The sequence below is a fragment of the Pontibacter saemangeumensis genome (assembly GCF_039541895.1).
GTDB lineage: Bacteria > Bacteroidota > Bacteroidia > Cytophagales > Hymenobacteraceae > Pontibacter > Pontibacter saemangeumensis.
In genome coordinates, this window is the sequence record NZ_BAABHC010000005.1 from 162,113 (window position 1) to 178,359 (window position 16,247).

The following is a 16,247-nucleotide window of genomic DNA, read 5'->3' on the forward strand; positions in this document are numbered from 1 at the left end:
GCGCGAATCTTTAGATTCGTGACTTGGGATGAATGTGGAGTCGGAGACTTCACTGGACCAGAGGACCAGGAATAGCAGATACGAGCGAAGACGCACGCACCCTATATACATTGCTTTAGCTGATGAAACTGGCGCTTTAGTCCCCCTTAGAAGAGGACTAAAGCGCCTCCTAAATAACTTGATATGCCAGTAGATACGCAACATAAGAATTCCTTTTCCAGCACGTGTTGCTATTGTGGCGTGGGCTGCGGCGTAGTGGTGAACAGGGAAAAGAACGGCACTGTCAGTGTGTCCGGGGACAAGGAGCACCCGGTGAACAAGGGCATGCTGTGCAGCAAAGGCATGCACCTGCAGTACACGGTGAACGACAAAAGTGACCGGCTGCTGTACCCGGAGATGCGCTACAACAAGAACATGCCGCGGCAGCGTGTGACCTGGGACACGGCCCTGGAGCGAACGGCCGCTGTTTTCAGGACTTTCATCGAGAAATACGGGCCGGAGTCGGTGGCGTTTTATGCCTCGGGGCAGTGCCTGACGGAGGAGTATTACGTCATCAACAAGCTCATCAAAGGCTTTATCGGCAGCAACAACATCGACACCAACTCGCGCCTGTGCATGAGCAGTGCCGTGGCCGGATATAAAATGGCGCTCGGCGAGGACAGCGTGCCGATCTGCTACGATGACATTGAACTGGCGGATTGCTTTTATGTGACCGGGGCCAACCCGGCCTGGTGCCACCCCATCCTCTGGAGAAGGGTGGAGGCGCACAAGGCGGAGCACCCCGAGGTGAAGATCATTGTGGTGGACCCGCGGGTAACGGACACCTGCGCCATCGCCGACCTGCACCTCCAGCTCAACCCCGGCACCGACGTCACGCTGAACCACGCCATCGGCCGGGTGCTGATCGAAAACGGCGACATTGACCTGGATTTTATACGGAACCATGCGCAGGGCTTCGAGCAGTACCGCGAGGTGGTGTTCCAGAAAACGGTGGCGAAGTCTGCCCAGATCTGCGGCGTAACGGAAGCCGAGATCCGGTTGGCGGCATCCTATATAGGCAACGCGAAAGGTTTCATCTCCATGTGGACGATGGGGCTGAACCAGAGCGCCAACGGCGTGAATAAGAACCTGAGCCTGATCAACCTGAACCTGATCACCGGGAACATCGGCAGGCCCGGCGCCGGCCCTTTCTCCCTCACCGGCCAGCCCAACGCCATGGGCGGCAGGGAAGTGGGCGGTTTGTCTAACCTGCTGGCGGCGCACCGCAACCTCAACGACCCGGCACACCGCGCAGAGGTGCAGAAGTTCTGGGGCGGCACAGTTATATCCGAGAAACCCGGACTCACGGCCACCGAAATGTTCGAGGCCCTGAACGACGGGCGCCTGAAAGCCATCTGGATTCTCTGCACCAACCCGCTCACCAGCCTGCCGAACGTGCGCATGGCCGAGGAAGGCCTGAAGAAAGCAAGGTTTGTGGTGGTGCAGGAGATCAGCAACAAACCCGAGACGCTGCCATATGCCGATGTGCTGCTGCCTGCCGCGGCCTGGGCGGAGAAGGAGGGAACGATGACCAACTCGGAGCGGCGCGTGAGTTACCTCCCCAAGGTGATCGATGCGCCGGGAGAGGCCTTGCCGGATGCTGAGATCATATGCCGCTTTGCCCGGAAGATGGGTTACCGGGGCTTCGACTATCCAAGTTTTGCCGACATATATAAAGAGCACACCCAGTTGACTGCCGGCACGAACATCGACGTGAGCGGGCTGAGCTACGAGGTGCTGAAAGCGAACCGCAGTGTGCAGTGGCCCTATATAGCCGGCGAAACCGGCAAGGGAAAAGCACGGCTTTTTACCGACAGGCTGTTTTATACCCCATCCACGAAGGCCATTATACATGCGCCCTCCGACGAGGTAAGCAGTGAGCAGCCAAATGCCGATTTCCCGCTGATCCTGACCACCGGCCGTATCCGCGACCAGTGGCACACCATGAGCAAGACCGGCAAGGTGAACAAGCTGAAGAAGCATATACCACAGGCCTTCCTGGAGATAAACCCCGCCGATGCGGAGCGCCTGCAGATAGCCGGGGGAGACATCGTGGAAGTGAAATCGAGAAGGGGCGAGGTGCGCGTGAAAGCGCAGTTGTCTGCCCATATAAAGCAGGGCGTGGTGTTCCTGCCGATGCACTGGGGCAAGATACTGGGCAGCGACCTCAACCGGGCCAACAACGTTACCAGCGACCTGCTGGACCCGATCTCGAAAGAGCCTGACTTTAAGTTCTGTGCGGTGGAGGTGCAGAAATACCGGAAGCCGTTCCAGCGCATCGTGGTGATAGGGGCCGGCGCGGGTGCCTACGGGTTTGTGAAGTCCTACCGTGAAATCAACGAGGACGACGAGATCACCATCTTCAGCAAAGAGGATTTCCCGTTCTACAACCGCGTGATGCTGCCCGATTATATCAGCGGGCAGCAGAGCTGGCAGCAACTGGTGAAGATGCAGGACTCGGAAGAGCCTGCTTACAACATCGAACTGCTGCGGGGGGTGAGCGTGGAGCAGATTGATAGGGAAAACAAGTTCGTCACCGACTCGCGGGGCATCCGGACCAACTACGATGTGCTGCTGATGGCCACCGGTAGCCGGGCTGCGGTGCCCAGGCACCTGCCGTCGCTGCCCGGCATCTTTACCATGCGCAGCCGGAACGATGCCGATAACTTCAAAAACCATGTGCCGGAAAATGCCCATGTGGTGATTGTGGGCGGCGGCTTGCTGGGGTTGGAAATGGCGGCTTCCCTGCGGGAGATCGGGGTGAAGATCACCATCATCCAGCGGGTATCGCGCTTCCTGGACCGCCAGCTGGACCCTTTGGGGAGCCAGCTGCTACACGAGGAAATGATAGACCAGGGCTGCGATATCTACTACAACGACGAGGTGCAACTGTATTACGGGCGGTCGAAGCTGACGGGCGTAGGCCTGAAAAGCGGCCACCGGATCGACTGCGATGCCATGATCATCGCCATCGGCACCGTGCCGAACCTGGAGCTGGCCCGGGCCTGCGGCCTGGAGTGCAAGCGCGGCGTGCTGGTAAACGAGCGGCTGCAAACTAGTGACCCCAACATCTACGCCATCGGGGAGATAGCCGAGTTCAACGGGGTGCTATATGGCATTACGGCCGCCGCCGAGCAGCAGGCGGAGGTGGTGGCGCAGCACCTGAACGGCAACATCGCCAGCTACTACGAGGGCAGCACGTTCATGAACATCATCAAGATCCATGGCTTCGATCTGTGCAGCATCGGTCTGGCGGAGAGCCCCGACGAGGAGCACTACGAGGAGATCGTTTTCATAGACAAGGCCAAGCGCTACTACAAGAAATGCATCATACACCAGGACAGGCTGGTGGGCACCATCCTGATAGGCGATAAATCAGAGTTCCAGGAGTACAGGGAGCTGATCTCGAACCGCATTGAGCTGAGCGAGAAGCGCCTGCAGCTGCTGCGAAGCGGCAACAAGGCGGAGCCGGTGCTGGGCAAGCTGGTGTGCAGTTGCAACAACGTGGGCAGTGAGAACATCCGGCAGAAGGTAACGGAAGGCTGCACGGATCTGAAAACGCTCTGTGCCCAAACGGGTGCCGGAATGGGCTGCGGCTCCTGCCGGCCGGAGGTGAAACAGATCCTGGAAAAAACCCTGAGGCTGGAATTAAAGGAGGCGGCCCTCAGCTAACATAAAACGGAGATGACGATGAGGAAGAACTTAGTGAAGATAAACCTGCCCGGTGGCATGGTGTCTGCCGGCGATCTGTACGGCATATTGGATGCCGCGGAGAAGGCCGGGGTGGAAAACGTGCGCTTCGGAAACAGGCAGCAGATCATTTTTTATGTGGAGGAAGCCAAACTGGAGGTGCTGAAGCAGGATCTGATGGCGGCCGATATTATGTTTGAGCTGGATGCCGACATCCACCCGAACATCATCAGCGCGTACGCCATTGAGGATGTGTTTTACCACGCCGACTGGCTCCGGGAAGGGGTATATAAGGACATCCTCGACCTGTTCGATTACAGGCCCCAGCTGAAGATAAACTTGGTGGACAACAACCAGACGTTTTTCCCTTTCTTCACCGGAAACCTGAATTTTATCGCGTCCGGCACCAGCAACTACTGGTACTTATATATACGCTTCCCCAAGACCAATATCCTCTACGCCTGGCCTTCGCTCGTGTACTCCGAGGACATTCCCGGCCTCAGCAGCGCCATCGAAAGCGCTATTTTCGACAACAAGGAGCAGTTTTACGACCAGCCGGCCATCGAGGGGAGCGTGCTGCACCGCCTGGTGACTGCAGGGGGCAACTTTGTGGTGCAGCCGGTAACGGAGGCCTTGAAACTGCCGGATTTTAAACTGCCTTACTACGAGGGGTTTAACCGTTATGGCAGCAAGCTGTGGCTGGGCATCTACCGCCGCGACGAGTTGTTTTCGGTCACCTTTCTGAAGGACGTCTGCCGGATATGCCTGAAAACCCGCGTGGGCCAGCTCTATACCACCCCCTGGAAATCCATCATCATCAAGGGCATTGAGCTGGCAGACCGGGACGTGTGGGATGTGGTGTTGTGCAGGCACCGGATTAACGTGCGCCATGCCTCCAACGAGCTGAACTGGCAGGTGGAGGACCTGTGCGACTACGGGCTTGAGCTGAAGAACTACCTTGTCCGGAAATTTAACGAGGAAGACGTGCGGACCTACCGCCTGTGCTTTGCCATCAAGACGCAGCCGAAAACAGGCTTGTTCGGCTCCATCGTTATCCGGACGCAGCAACAGCATCTACAGGGAATGGAGCCTGGAGACGAGCGTTTTGAGGTGCTGCATACACGCGAGTTCAACCCCAACTCCAAAGATTATATCTGCTTCCGGAAAGACGTGAGCAGGCAGGAACTGAGCGCCTCGCTGATAGAGTTGTGTAACCTGTTCTATGAAATGCAGGGCGAACCGGAACTGATGACAGGCGCCGTTTACCTCGAGGAAGATACGGCAGCCGAGAACGAAGAGCAGCCGACGCACCAGGTGTACCAATGCAGGAACTGCTTTACCATATATGATGAGGAGCAGGGCGACGCACTCAATCACATCGCGGCGGGTACTCCGTTCGAGACCCTTGCCATCTACAACTGCCCGACCTGCGACGCGCCAAAAGCGGACTTTATGCCCGCCGAGCTGGAGACCCTGCTGATGGGCAAGGCCTGAACGGAACGGGCTATTCGAAAATGATCGTCTTGTTCCGGTAAACGAACACCTGTTCGTTCAGCACCAGCTTCAGCGACTTCGCCAGCACGTTCTTCTCCACATCCCGGCCAGCCTGGGCCATTTCGCGGGCGCTGTGCGTGTGGTCCACCGGTATCACGCTCTGGGCGATGATGGGCCCCTGGTCCAGGTCGTTGTTCACGAAGTGGGCGGTGGCCCCGATGATCTTTACGCCCCGCTCATAGGCCTGGGCATAAGGGTTAGCCCCCACAAAGGCGGGAAGAAAGGAGTGGTGGATGTTGACAAGCCGGTTGGTGAAATGGGCCACAAAATCACCTGACAGGATGCGCATGTACTTGGCCAGTACCACAAACTCCGGGTTATACTGCTGAATGGTTTCGAGCACCGCCGCCTCATGGGCCTCCCTGCTCAGCCCTATATGGCTGACGTGATGGAAGGGAATGTCAAACTTCCGTGTCAGTTCTTCCAGCACGTCATAGTTGCTGACCACGCAAAGCACGTTGGCATTCAGCTCGTTGAACGTGTGCCGGATGAGCAGGTCGCTGAGGCAGTGGTGTTCTTTGGTCGCGAGCAAAACTATGTCCTTTTTCCTTCTATCCGTGAGCTTTATGTCTACGTTTTCGGGCAGAACGGCATACAGGTCCTGCAGCAGCTCCTCCCGGTCAAACTCCCCGGAGAATTCTGTGCGCATAAAGAAATGGTTGAAGTTCCTCTCCACGAACTCCCCGTTCCGGATGATGTTCAGGTCATACTTATTGTACAAGATGCCTGTGACTTTATAGACGAGCCCGCTTTGGTCCGGGCAGTTGATCAGGAGAATGTGCGAGAGCATGTGTTCAGTTGTAAGGCATTGTCTTCTCTTGCATACCGCAAGTTTTCAACTTGTGGTTTATATAGCGCCAGTTTTCAACTGGCGTTACCCACTTTATTATCATATATACTTCATCATATATATCCGCCAGTTAAAAACTGACCTCATGAAAGCTTCAAGTTGGAAACTTGAAGCAGGTATAGTTGCTCCTACCGCAAAGCATCATACAACACCTCAATCGGGTGGAGGGCTTTGCGGCCGGTGCCGTCGTGGATCTGGTGGCGGCAACTGGTGCCGGGGGCGGCGATGATCACCTCCTCCGGCTGCTGCCGCACCGTCGGGAACAGCACCAGTTCCCCCACCTGCATGGAGATGTCGTAATGCTCGGCCTCGTAGCCAAAAGAGCCGGCCATGCCGCAGCAACCCGACGGGATGTGCTCCACCTTGTAGTTTTTAGGCAAAGTGAGCATCTGTTGGGTATATAGCACCGACGACAGCGCTTTCTGGTGGCAGTGCCCGTGCAGCTTAATCAGCCGTGCCTCGTCCTTGAACAGGCTCTTGTCGATGTGGCCGCTGAGGATCTCGCGGGCGATAAACTCATCGAACTGCAGGCAGTTGATGGAAAGTGATTTAGCGTCTTCCTCCTGGTCGGCGTCCACCAGATCCATATATTCATCGCGGAAGGAGAGGATGCAGGAGGGCTCGATGCCCACCAGCGGCGTGTCGCTCGAGATAAGGTCCTTGAGCAGGGCCACGTTTTGCTGCGCCAGCTTCTTGGCCTCCCGCAGCAACCCCTTCGACATATAGGTGCGCCCGCTTTCCTCGTGCTTCGGAATCTCCACTTCATACCCCAGCCGCTCCAGCAGCAGCACCGCCGTTTTGCCGATGTGGGTGTCGTTGTAGTTGGTGAACTCGTCGCAGAACAGGTACACTTTCTTTTTGGCCGGCTGCTGCCTGTTGCCATAGGTCTTTTGCCGCTTATGCTTCTTAAACCAGCTGCGCAGCGTGGTTTCCTGCAGCAGCGGCAGCGTGCGCTTCGGCGCGAAGCCCATCATTTTTTTAGCGATGGCGGCCGTGGCGTTGTTCTTAAACAGGAAGTTGTAGATGCCCGGCGCCATGGCGGCCAGCTGGTTCGCCTTGGTGAAATTACCTATCAGCCGCGTACGGAAGGGCACGCCGTTGGCATCGTAGTAGTGCTGCAGGAACTCCGCCTTCAGCTTGGCCACGTCCACGTTGGAGGGGCACTCTGACTTGCAGCCTTTGCAGGAGAGGCACGTGTGCATGGTGTCCATGATCTCCTCGTGGTCGAAGCGGTTCTCTTTGGTGGAGCGCGTCAGGAACTCGCGCAGCATGTTGGCGCGGCCCCGGGTGGTGTCCTTTTCGTTGCGCGTCACCATATAGCTCGGGCACATGGTGCCGCCCGTCAGGTGCGTTTTGCGGCAGTCGCCGGAGCCGTTGCACAGCTCGGCTGCCCGCAGCACGCCCCCGACCTGGCCGAAGCGGAAAACGGTGTCGAACTCCGGCGTTTCCTGGCCTGGGTCGTAGCGCAGGAAGGTGTTCATGGAGGGCGTGTTCACGATCTTGCCGGGGTTGAAGATGTTGGACGGGTCCCAGACGCGCTTCACTTCCTCCACCAGTTTGTAGTTCTCTTCCCCGATCATGAACGGGATAAACTCCCCGCGCAGGCGGCCGTCGCCGTGCTCGCCGCTCAGGGAGCCCCGGTACTTTTTCACGAGGTGGGCGATCTCGGTGGCGATGTCGCGGAAAAGCTTGTTGCCTTCCTCTGTCTTCAGGTTGATGATGGGGCGCAGGTGCAGTTCGCCGCTGCCGGCGTGGGCATAGTGCACGCAATATAAATTATACTGCTCCAGCGTGAGGTTGAACTCCCGGATAAACTCCGGCAGGTCGTTCACGTCCACGGCCGTGTCCTCGATCACGGCCACGGGCTTCGCGTCGCCGGGCACGTTGGAAAGCAGCCCGAGGCCCGCTTTGCGCAGCGTCCAAACTTTCTTCGTGTCGGGGCCGGTCACGAGCGGGTAGTGGTAGCCCAGGCCGTTCTTTTCCAGGTCCTGCACCAGCGCCGCCGCCCGCTCCTTTACCTCCTCCAGGTTGTCGCTCCCCAGCTCCACCACCAGGATGGCTCCCGGGTCGCCTTTCACGAAGAAGCGGTTCTGGCTTTGCTCAATGTTGGTTTTGGTGCACTCCAGTATATAGCTGTCCATGAGCTCGCTGGCGCTGGGCTTGTAGCGGAGCGCCACCAGGTTGGCCCGCAGCGACTCGTCGATGCTGTGGCAGTGGATGCACAGCAGGCCGGTTTCCTTTGGCGGCAGCGGGTTCACGTGCAGCTTGATCTCCGTCAGGAAAGCCAGCGTGCCCTCGGACCCCGCGATCAGTTTGCAGAAGTTAAAGGGCTCTTTGCCCGCCGTAAACGGCTCCGACTCCAGCAGCAGGTCGATGGCGTAGCCGGTGTTGCGGCGGTGGATGCTGGGCTTCGGGAACTCCCGCCGTATGTTCTCCTGCGTCTGCGCATGCGACAGCATGGCTTTGGTCGCCTGGTAGATGCGGGTCTCCAACTCGCCCGACGTGTTCTCTCCCCGGCATTTCGCGTCAAACTCTTCCTGGGGCAGCACACCGAACTCGGCTTCGGTACCGTCGCTGAGAATAGCTTTCACCGAGATCGTGTGCTCGCGGGTGCTGCCATATATAACCGAGTTGGAGCCGCAGGAGTTGTTGCCCACCATTCCCCCGATCATCGCGCGGTTGGCCGTGGAGGTTTCCGGGCCGAAGTAGAGGCCGTAGGGCTTCAGGAACATGTTCAGCTCATCGCGGATCACGCCCGGCTGCACGCGCACCCAGCTTTCCTCCGGGTTCACCTCCAGTATCTGGGTGAAGGCGCGCGACACGTCCACCACGATGCCGTTGCCCACTACCTGGCCCGCAAGCGAGGTGCCGGCCGTGCGCGGGATAAGCGAGGTGACCTCCTGGCGGGCAAACCGGATCAGCTTTTTTATATCCGCCACAGACTTCGGGAAGGCGACGGCCTGGGGCATCTCGCGGTAGGCCGAGGCATCGGTGGCGTACAGCGTACGCATGGTGTTATCGAAATAAAACTCGCCTTCCAGTTGCCCGGCAAGTTGTTTCAGTTTTTCTGGAGCCATATATAAAAGCGCAAACCCGGTACCGGCGGCAGCACAAGAGGCATCTCCTGCAACGGCCAGAGAAGGGGGTATAGGCGCTGAGTTTAGTAAAATGCGTTAACCCTTTGTCAATCTTTGTTTTGTTTTTTTAAAAGCGTGGCAACATATATAGCCGGTGCCTTGCCTATTTAACAAAGATTCTTCTCCCGAAGGTAAGCAGAGGAACGGTAAAGTCAAAAAGTGAAACAGGATGCTGTCGACGCAGCGGGGATGATGCTGTGAGCCGGTTGGCCCTTTAGAGTTAAATAATTGGGGGAATAGCTGCTATAAAGCGCTACAGGGGGATTTATATATGGCTCCGTTGCCTAAAATTTCCCTCACCGAAAGGGATTGAACAGCACCCCGTTCCGGTGGAGTGGCGGGTGCTACAGAGAAACGCGCTGCCTGGCGGGTTGGAGGGCTGTTGGTTGCCCGTGAAGCGAAGGTTTTTATATACGGCGGAGGGATTTATATATAGCCGCCTGTAAAAAACGCCTGCCGGTGGTGGCCGGCAGGCGCCTGTTTCAGAAGCAAAAACGGAGACAAAGCTGCCGCAAGGGGCAATATCTGTTCTATCCTCTGCTGCGTCTGTTAATACTGTACCTGGGCAACCACATCAATGTCCCGGGGCTGGCTAAGCATCATTTCCTTGTTTACCGTAAAGTTACCCACGGTTTTTTCTGTAATGGTGATCTGATCCAGCAGGAAACGGCGCTTCTTTTCTTCCTCACCTAATACCAGGCCCCATACGGTGGGTCTCTCTTCCGTGTCTTTGCCATATACATATGGCGAGAGCACGACCGTTTCCTCATGTCCTTTTTCATCCTTATAAATAAGGTCCAGGATAAGCTGATTGTTGATGGCGTTGATGATCGTTGCTATTTTGGGGGCGCCCTCCATATAGTAACTGCCCTGCTCCGTCAGCCTGCCGTAAATGGCGTGTATGTGTTCCGGGTTTTTAGAACCCTCGAAGGCGGACGGTTCCTGAAGCTCTATCAGTCCCTCGAGGTGGAGGTTGTGTATATAGGTCTCTGAAATATTGGACGGGTCTCTTTGCATCAACGGTGTCAGGTCGTGAAACTGCCCGTCCCCATAGAAGTCGTGCAGGTAGGTTAAAACAGGGTTTATCATTGCTTTGGGGTTTTGGTTTCTTTGTTAGTGCAGCTTCTCAGCAGTTCCCATGCGCAAGCCTTGCAGGCATACGCTGCCCATGTTGGCATCGGGGATAATTTTGCATCAGCGCCGGTTCTGCATACATGTATGTTAAAAAGACTAAAAGGTTCTATAAACACATAAAAAAGCCTTGTACAGACATATATACGTTGTTCCTATAGGCAGGAGGGATGGGTTTGTAACACTGGTAACACGCGCTTTGAACAAGACGGTAATTTTAAGCCAAAGAAGAAGCCGCCGCCTTTTGAAGCACCGGCTGCAGCTTTTTTGCAGCACGTGCGCAATAATCCAGCAAGTTGCTTGTTAAAGAAGCATGAAAGTGCGGGGGGCACTTTCTGTGCTCAGGAAACCATAGTCATTCAAAAACTTTTTTAAAATTACCCTGTGTAACTCTACAACGTCCTGAGCACGAGTGAGTGAAAGAATTATACTTTGGATCAGTTGGTAGAGTGCACGCAGCTGATTTGCGCAGACAATGAACACGGAAAGGAAAAGAGAGCTGAAGATCATTGCCACCGAAATAGTTGCCAATATGGCCACCGAGGCAGATGTCTCCGATTTTGAAAGTAAAGTAGAGGAACTCCACAAAACAGAAGCAGAATTCGTGGTTTCCCAGGTTAACCATATCGGCGAAACCCTAAGAAACAGGGTAAAGCGGATGAAGGAGTGATAAGGAAGGCGTTGCCTCCGGGGGTTCCTATAATGATAAGAGGCCGTTTATGCGATATAAACGGCCTCTTTATTTGTCGGAGTGGCAGGATTTGAACCTGCGACCTCCAGCACCCCATGCTGGCGCGATACCAGGCTACGCTACACCCCGAATCTGACGGCAAAATAAAAGCCTTCCGCAACAAATGCAAGACTTTTTAAAAGGGAGGGGATATATAAGTTTGCCTGAGGCCCGCCGCTGTATATAGCAGCGCCCGCGCATGTTTTTATAGTGGGTTGATAATCAGATACAATATTAGCGGGCCGCTGCCACCTGGGCCTCTTTTTTGAAGAACAGCTGGGAGATGGGGATGAACATGAACCCGGCGAAGGCAAAGGCAATAAACGATACCCGCAGGTTAAAAGCATGGGCCAGGTAGCCAATCATCGGCGGCCCAATCAGCATGCCGACAATGCCATAGGTCGCGATGATCGAGATGGCCATGCCGGGAGAGTATTTTTTGGAGGCACCCGCCAAGGTATAGGTCATGGGTATGACGGCGGCAGTGCCAAATCCTACCAGCGAAAACCCGACCATGGCAGGCCAGAAGCGCGGCACAAGCGTAGCCAGCCCGATGCCTGCGAAAATGAAAACAGCGCTCACCATATAGGTGGCAGGCATACCGATCCTGTCGATGATGCGATCGGAGAGAAACCGCGAGAGCGCCATGAACGCCATGAAGACCAGGTAGCCGGAAGTGAAGATATCCACCCGCACCACTTCCTGGAAGTAAATGCCGCTCCAGTCGAACATGCCGCCTTCGCAGATAGCCGCGAAAAACACCAGCAGCCCCAGGTACAGGATATAAGGGTCAGGTTTGCCGAAGGCCAGTTTGTTGCCTGCGGCAGCCCTGTCGTTGCGCAGCAGAAACCGGTAGCATGCCAGCGTCGCCAGGATCGCGATGCCTGACACTGACAGCAGATGTGGGACCATCGGAATATCCAGCGCCACCATCAGGGTGGTATAGCCGACCCCCACGATGCCGCCAGTGCTCCAGAGCCCATGGAAAGAGCCGTTGATTTTGCGCGCGTACTGCTTCTGGAGCGTAATGGCCTGCGTGTTCATGGAGATATTGAGTATCCGCATGCAAAACGCAAACAGGAAGATCGCCGCCACAAGCGTAGCGGTGGTGCTGGCAAAGCTGATGAGCGACAGGCACACCGCATATAGAACAAAGGCAACCGACAAGGGCACCCGGCTGTCGAACCTGGTGATGAGCCAACCGGAAAAGGGGAGGCCGATCAGGGAGCTGATAGGCATGGCGAGCAGAATGCTGCCTAACTCCGCCTCGTTGTACCCAAAGGCTGTTTTGATGGTCGGGATACGGGATGCCCAGCTCGAAAAGCAAAACCCGGAGAGGAGGAAAAAGGCACTGAGCGAAACCCGCTGCTTTATTTTAGAATCCATGGCAACAATTCTTTACGGGTGCAAATATCCTGACTTAGCCGCAATAAACGGGCTGCTTGCGATATAAAAATGGGGAAGTATTCCGAACGCGCCTGTTAACCGCGGGTAAAACAGGGCATAAAAAAGCCCGCCTCTCTTAAGAGAGAAGCGGGCTTTTTTATATGTCGGGGTGGCAGGATTCGAACCTACGACCTCCACATCCCAAATGTGGCGCGATACCGGGCTACGCTACACCCCGAACTGATACTTAAAAGAAACCAAAAGCGCTGCAGAAAGGCAGGGCGTGTGCTTCCATTGCGATGCAAGTTACGCAGCGGAAACCATTTTACCAATGCCTTGGCAAAATTTGCTCCGCGCCAGCGTTTCTTTTCCATAGCCGCTCGTGGAAGCTGATCCAGCGCAATCCTCAAGGACGTAAGCAATGTTCGAAAGCTGCCTGGAGTTGAATTTATATAAGCCGTTGGATTACAGGTAACACTGAAATGTGCCTGTAGGCAGGGCCTGTTTCTACCTACAGGCTGGATGGAGCTGTCTGTCGCGCCATATATAGAAAGCAATAGGGACGAAGCTTTTCCTGGTAAATTTTTTGACAAACTGAAAGAAATTGTTACCTTAGAAATCTGAACCGCTTGATTGACTACTCACTAAGGTAAAAAAAGAAAATTGAAGACGCTGAAAAGCGATTTTTTTTAACCTTCAATGCAATCGGTTGCGCAAGGCCGGTGCTGCATATCAATATACTGTAAAGGCCTTGTATACAGTATGTTGAGGTTGTTTTTTTACAGGCGGGGCTGCCGTCGGTTTACATGGCTCTCTCGAGCGGTATGAGCTGACAAAATTTAAACGAGTGTTCATTTTGCCATTTTAAAGACTACCCTATGGAACTTATAGACCGTATTGATGCAACGTCTGCCACGCCAAAATACCTACAGGTTGTTAATGCCGTGATCGCAGACATAGAGGCCGGCATACTGAAGCTTGGGGAGCGCGTGCCTTCCATCAACGAAACCAGCGAGATGTATTACCTGTCGCGCGACACGATTGAAAAGGCCTACAAGGTGCTGCGCAAGCGGGGCGTCATCAGTTCTGTGAAAGGAAAGGGCTGCTTCATCAGCAAAACGTTTTGTGCCGACAAAATACGCGTGCTGCTGCTGTTCAACAAGCTGAGCGCCTACAAGAAAACCGTTTACTATTCCATTCTCCAGACACTGGGCGAGGATGCCATTGTAGACCTGCACATTCATCACTTCGACGGCAAAATCTGCGAAGACCTGATTCAGGAAAGCTTAGGGAAATACCACTATTATGTTATCATGCCGCATTTTTCCACCAATGTGGAGGCAGCCAACCAGGTAATCAGGAAAATCCCGGAGGAAAAGCTTTTGCTGCTCGACAAGAACATAGAGACCTACCAGGGCAACTGCGCCGCAGTGTATCAGGATTTTGAGCGGGATATCAGGAGCGCCCTGCATTCGGGGAAAGACCTGTTGCAGAAGTACAACAAGTTTGTGTTGGTATACCCCAAGGAGGTGGCCTATCCGATCGAGATCGTGAAAGGCTTCCGCCAGTTCTGCAGGGATACCGCCATGGCGCATACGGTGGTCAGCAACATCCAGGAAGAGCCGCCATTGGCCGGTACGGCCTATATCGTGCTGGAGGAGTCTGATCTGGCCGATCTCATTCAGGAAACCCGCGCAAATGGGATGGCTTTGGGAGAAGACATCGGGCTTATCTCCTATAACGACACGCCTCTGAAGAAGCTCCTGGATAACGGGATCACCGTGATCTCGACCAACCACGAACAGATGGGTGAAACGGCAGGGTATCTGATGAAGCACAAACTGCAGGAGAAAGTACACAACCCTTTCACGCTTATCCGGAGAAGCTCTCTGTAGCGCTTGCCGGGGCAGGCAGCCTGGAGCAGCAGGGAGGCCTGAAAAAAACCGCCCTACCGCCGAGGCATGCTAATATGGCCACACATTCAGAGCCAGTGCGGCTCCGAGCGCGGTGCCCTGGGCCTCTTTTCTGGCTTTGATTTTTAAATCAGGGAAAACGCGCCGCAGCAGGGACATGAAAACCTGGTTCCGGCTAAAGCCCCCCTCCACAAGCAGCAGCTTAAAATAACCGGTGTCTCCCTCCGCTGCCAGGTTTAAAGAATCGAGCAACTGCTGAATTAGCTGCTCGATTAACTGATGGTACGCGGCCTCGTAGGTGTCATGCAAGGCCAGGTCCACCTCTAAGCTCACCGCTGAGACCACGGTGTCACTCCCGAGTGCCTGCCCCTGCTTTTGGGCGCTCCCCAGGCCCTGCAGCAGGCCCGCATTTGTCAGGCTCTCATCATACTGAACCGATTTGTAATAATCCAGCGGTTTCCCGTAATACTCCGCGAAGCGCTTCACCTGCTTCTCATGCACATCCCCGATAAATTTACGCGATGCTTTCACTGGGTTTCCCCGAAACGTCAGGTACTGCAGGCAGTCGTGCTGCAGGTCTGTCGTGCTCAGGGGTTGCCTGGCAAAGGGGTTTAGCGTGATGCCCCATGTGCCCATCGAAAACAGCAGGAAAGGCTTCCGGTACTGCTTTAAATACGGGATGAGCGCCGCAGAGCTATCGTGCAGCCCTAACCCGGCAAGGATCTTCCCGGACCTGAAGGTGGTCTCCAATGGCCTGTAGTAGTGCCGCAAAGGGGGCAGCAGTTTATCGAAGCCCTCGGCATATACCCAGGCATGGTAATCCTTTTTCTGAAAATCCCAGAGGGCAGTGTGGCAACCGAGGCTGGTGTACTCCGTTGTCAGCTCCCCGGTGAACAGGTAGGCAACGTACTGTGGCAGGTGCAGCGAATGCCGTATCTGCCGGAATAACGCAGGTTTCTGATACTTTAGCCAGTATAGCTGCAGACCCGCGTTCAGCATGCCAAGGGGCGGCGACGCTGTCTGCGCCGATAGCGTGAGCCTGTCTCCGTAGGTGTTGTAAAATTGTTTCTCCAGGTTTTCCGGGAAGGGCTTCAAGTAATTGTAAAGCGGCGTAACAGCCTCGCCTGCATCGTTCAGGTGCACGAGGCTGGCCCCGTAGGCCGTAAAGTTCACGGCCAGCACGTCATAGCGCTGGTCTGCTTCCAGGGACCGCCAGGTGGCGCGTATCCAGTTGGTCAACGCCTCCAGGTCTTCTCCTTTATCCCCATCGTCATCTACTGTCGCCTCGATGCTAACTTCTTCTTCTTTTATTATCTGGTAGCGTTGATCGAACAACAGGATTTTCTTGTGTGTTTTGCCAATGTCAAAAATTGCGATACAAGGGATCATAAAGGAGAATCAGAAATAAGTTTAGACAATAGTTTAAGGCCCGCAGGCGTGTTTAACTGCCCCTGCTGTGGCTGCTGGTATTGGATGGCAATACAACCGGATCGTTTTTTTCTCAGGCGACAGGCCGGTATAAAAGGTTCCGGTGCCGCGTTGTCTTACCGGTTTCTCTCTGTTCAGGGCACACCGACCCGGGCTTCTTGCCGGATGCTATGCTTCCCCTGCCGGTTCCTTCTGCTTGTTCATCCAGAAGGGTGCCGTCACGAACCAGAGCAGCGTGCCTATTAACATCAGTGTTTTATGAAAGTTCAGCTCAATAGCCCCTGAAAATACTAAGAAAGCAGGCACAACCGTCAGGATCAGGCCGATAAATGATATGATTTTTAAGATAGACTGCATCATTTGAGTGGAGTTAGAATTAGCAGGAAGCG

10 protein-coding genes and 2 tRNA genes are annotated in these 16,247 nt (G+C 55.1%); 4 read left to right on the top strand and 8 right to left on the bottom strand.

The genetic code is table 11. From position 1 onward, the window contains the following. Positions 1-183 precede the first annotated feature (183 nt). Together ABD920_RS07010 and ABD920_RS07015 are read left to right on the top strand one after the other, a co-directional pair. A complete protein-coding gene (locus tag ABD920_RS07010; RefSeq protein ID WP_345157837.1) occupies positions 184-3,711 on the top strand; it encodes a molybdopterin-dependent oxidoreductase in 3,528 nt (1,175 codons plus the stop codon). Between the two features lie 18 nt (positions 3,712-3,729). Beyond that, positions 3,730-5,223 carry a rubredoxin gene (locus tag ABD920_RS07015; protein WP_345157838.1) on the top strand — a complete coding sequence of 498 codons (1,494 nt, stop codon included), beginning with the start codon at positions 3,730-3,732 and terminating at the stop codon, positions 5,221-5,223. Positions 5,224-5,233: 10 nt separating this feature from the next. Here the strand turns inward: ABD920_RS07015 and purU are convergent, their stop codons facing one another. The 3 genes from purU to ABD920_RS07030 all read right to left on the bottom strand — a co-directional run bounded on the left by purU (position 5,234) and on the right by ABD920_RS07030 (position 10,359). Then, positions 5,234-6,073, bottom strand: a complete 840-nt coding sequence (gene purU, locus ABD920_RS07020) for a formyltetrahydrofolate deformylase (protein WP_345157839.1) — start codon at positions 6,071-6,073, stop codon at positions 5,234-5,236. Positions 6,074-6,261: 188 nt separating this feature from the next. Next, positions 6,262-9,210: an FAD-binding and (Fe-S)-binding domain-containing protein gene (locus ABD920_RS07025; RefSeq protein ID WP_345157841.1), complete on the bottom strand. Its 2,949-nt coding sequence runs from the start codon at positions 9,208-9,210 to the stop codon at positions 6,262-6,264. 609 nt (positions 9,211-9,819) lie between these two features. After that, a complete protein-coding gene (locus tag ABD920_RS07030; RefSeq protein WP_345157842.1) occupies positions 9,820-10,359 on the bottom strand; it encodes a hypothetical protein in 540 nt (179 codons plus the stop codon). Between the two features lie 517 nt (positions 10,360-10,876). Here ABD920_RS07030 and ABD920_RS07035 point away from each other — a divergent pair. After that, positions 10,877-11,071 (top strand): hypothetical protein, encoded by a 195-nt coding sequence (locus ABD920_RS07035; protein WP_345157843.1) that lies wholly within the window; start codon positions 10,877-10,879, stop codon positions 11,069-11,071. Between the two features lie 76 nt (positions 11,072-11,147). Here ABD920_RS07035 and ABD920_RS07040 read toward each other — a convergent pair. The 3 genes from ABD920_RS07040 to ABD920_RS07050 form a co-directional block, all read right to left on the bottom strand. Beyond that, positions 11,148-11,221: transfer RNA gene (locus tag ABD920_RS07040), tRNA-Pro, on the bottom strand. Positions 11,222-11,365: 144 nt separating this feature from the next. Continuing rightward, the gene (locus ABD920_RS07045; RefSeq protein WP_345157846.1) at positions 11,366-12,517 is read right to left on the bottom strand and encodes an MFS transporter; all 1,152 of its coding nucleotides are present in this window, start codon (positions 12,515-12,517) and stop codon (positions 11,366-11,368) included. A gap of 164 nt (positions 12,518-12,681) precedes the next feature. After that, a tRNA-Pro gene (locus ABD920_RS07050) sits at positions 12,682-12,755 on the bottom strand. A 640-nt stretch (positions 12,756-13,395) separates the two neighbouring features. Here ABD920_RS07050 and ABD920_RS07055 point away from each other — a divergent pair. Next, positions 13,396-14,412, top strand: a complete 1,017-nt coding sequence (locus ABD920_RS07055; protein WP_345157847.1) for a GntR family transcriptional regulator — start codon at positions 13,396-13,398, stop codon at positions 14,410-14,412. 69 nt (positions 14,413-14,481) lie between these two features. On the opposite strand, the gene ABD920_RS07060 is transcribed toward ABD920_RS07055, so the two are convergent. Both ABD920_RS07060 and ABD920_RS07065 read right to left on the bottom strand, forming a co-directional pair. Continuing rightward, positions 14,482-15,819, bottom strand: a complete 1,338-nt coding sequence (locus ABD920_RS07060; protein WP_345157849.1) for an FGGY-family carbohydrate kinase — start codon at positions 15,817-15,819, stop codon at positions 14,482-14,484. 207 nt (positions 15,820-16,026) lie between these two features. Next, complete coding sequence (locus tag ABD920_RS07065; protein WP_345157851.1) at positions 16,027-16,218, bottom strand: hypothetical protein; 192 nt, start codon at positions 16,216-16,218, stop codon at positions 16,027-16,029. Positions 16,219-16,247: the final 29 nt, after the last annotated feature.

What these genes read in the sequence shown, in the direction of transcription:
- ABD920_RS07030 (WP_345157842.1), bottom strand. Translation starts at nt 10,359, where the DNA reads ATGATAAACCCTGTTTTAACCTACCTGCACGACTTCTATGGGGACGGG.
- ABD920_RS07015 (WP_345157838.1), top strand. Translation starts at nt 3,730, where the DNA reads ATGAGGAAGAACTTAGTGAAGATAAACCTGCCCGGTGGCATGGTGTCT.
- purU (WP_345157839.1), bottom strand. Translation starts at nt 6,073, where the DNA reads ATGCTCTCGCACATTCTCCTGATCAACTGCCCGGACCAAAGCGGGCTC.
- ABD920_RS07010 (WP_345157837.1), top strand. Translation starts at nt 184, where the DNA reads ATGCCAGTAGATACGCAACATAAGAATTCCTTTTCCAGCACGTGTTGC.
- ABD920_RS07025 (WP_345157841.1), bottom strand. Translation starts at nt 9,210, where the DNA reads ATGGCTCCAGAAAAACTGAAACAACTTGCCGGGCAACTGGAAGGCGAG.
- ABD920_RS07055 (WP_345157847.1), top strand. Translation starts at nt 13,396, where the DNA reads ATGGAACTTATAGACCGTATTGATGCAACGTCTGCCACGCCAAAATAC.
- ABD920_RS07035 (WP_345157843.1), top strand. Translation starts at nt 10,877, where the DNA reads ATGAACACGGAAAGGAAAAGAGAGCTGAAGATCATTGCCACCGAAATA.
- ABD920_RS07060 (WP_345157849.1), bottom strand. Translation starts at nt 15,819, where the DNA reads ATGATCCCTTGTATCGCAATTTTTGACATTGGCAAAACACACAAGAAA.
- ABD920_RS07045 (WP_345157846.1), bottom strand. Translation starts at nt 12,517, where the DNA reads ATGGATTCTAAAATAAAGCAGCGGGTTTCGCTCAGTGCCTTTTTCCTC.
- ABD920_RS07065 (WP_345157851.1), bottom strand. Translation starts at nt 16,218, where the DNA reads ATGATGCAGTCTATCTTAAAAATCATATCATTTATCGGCCTGATCCTG.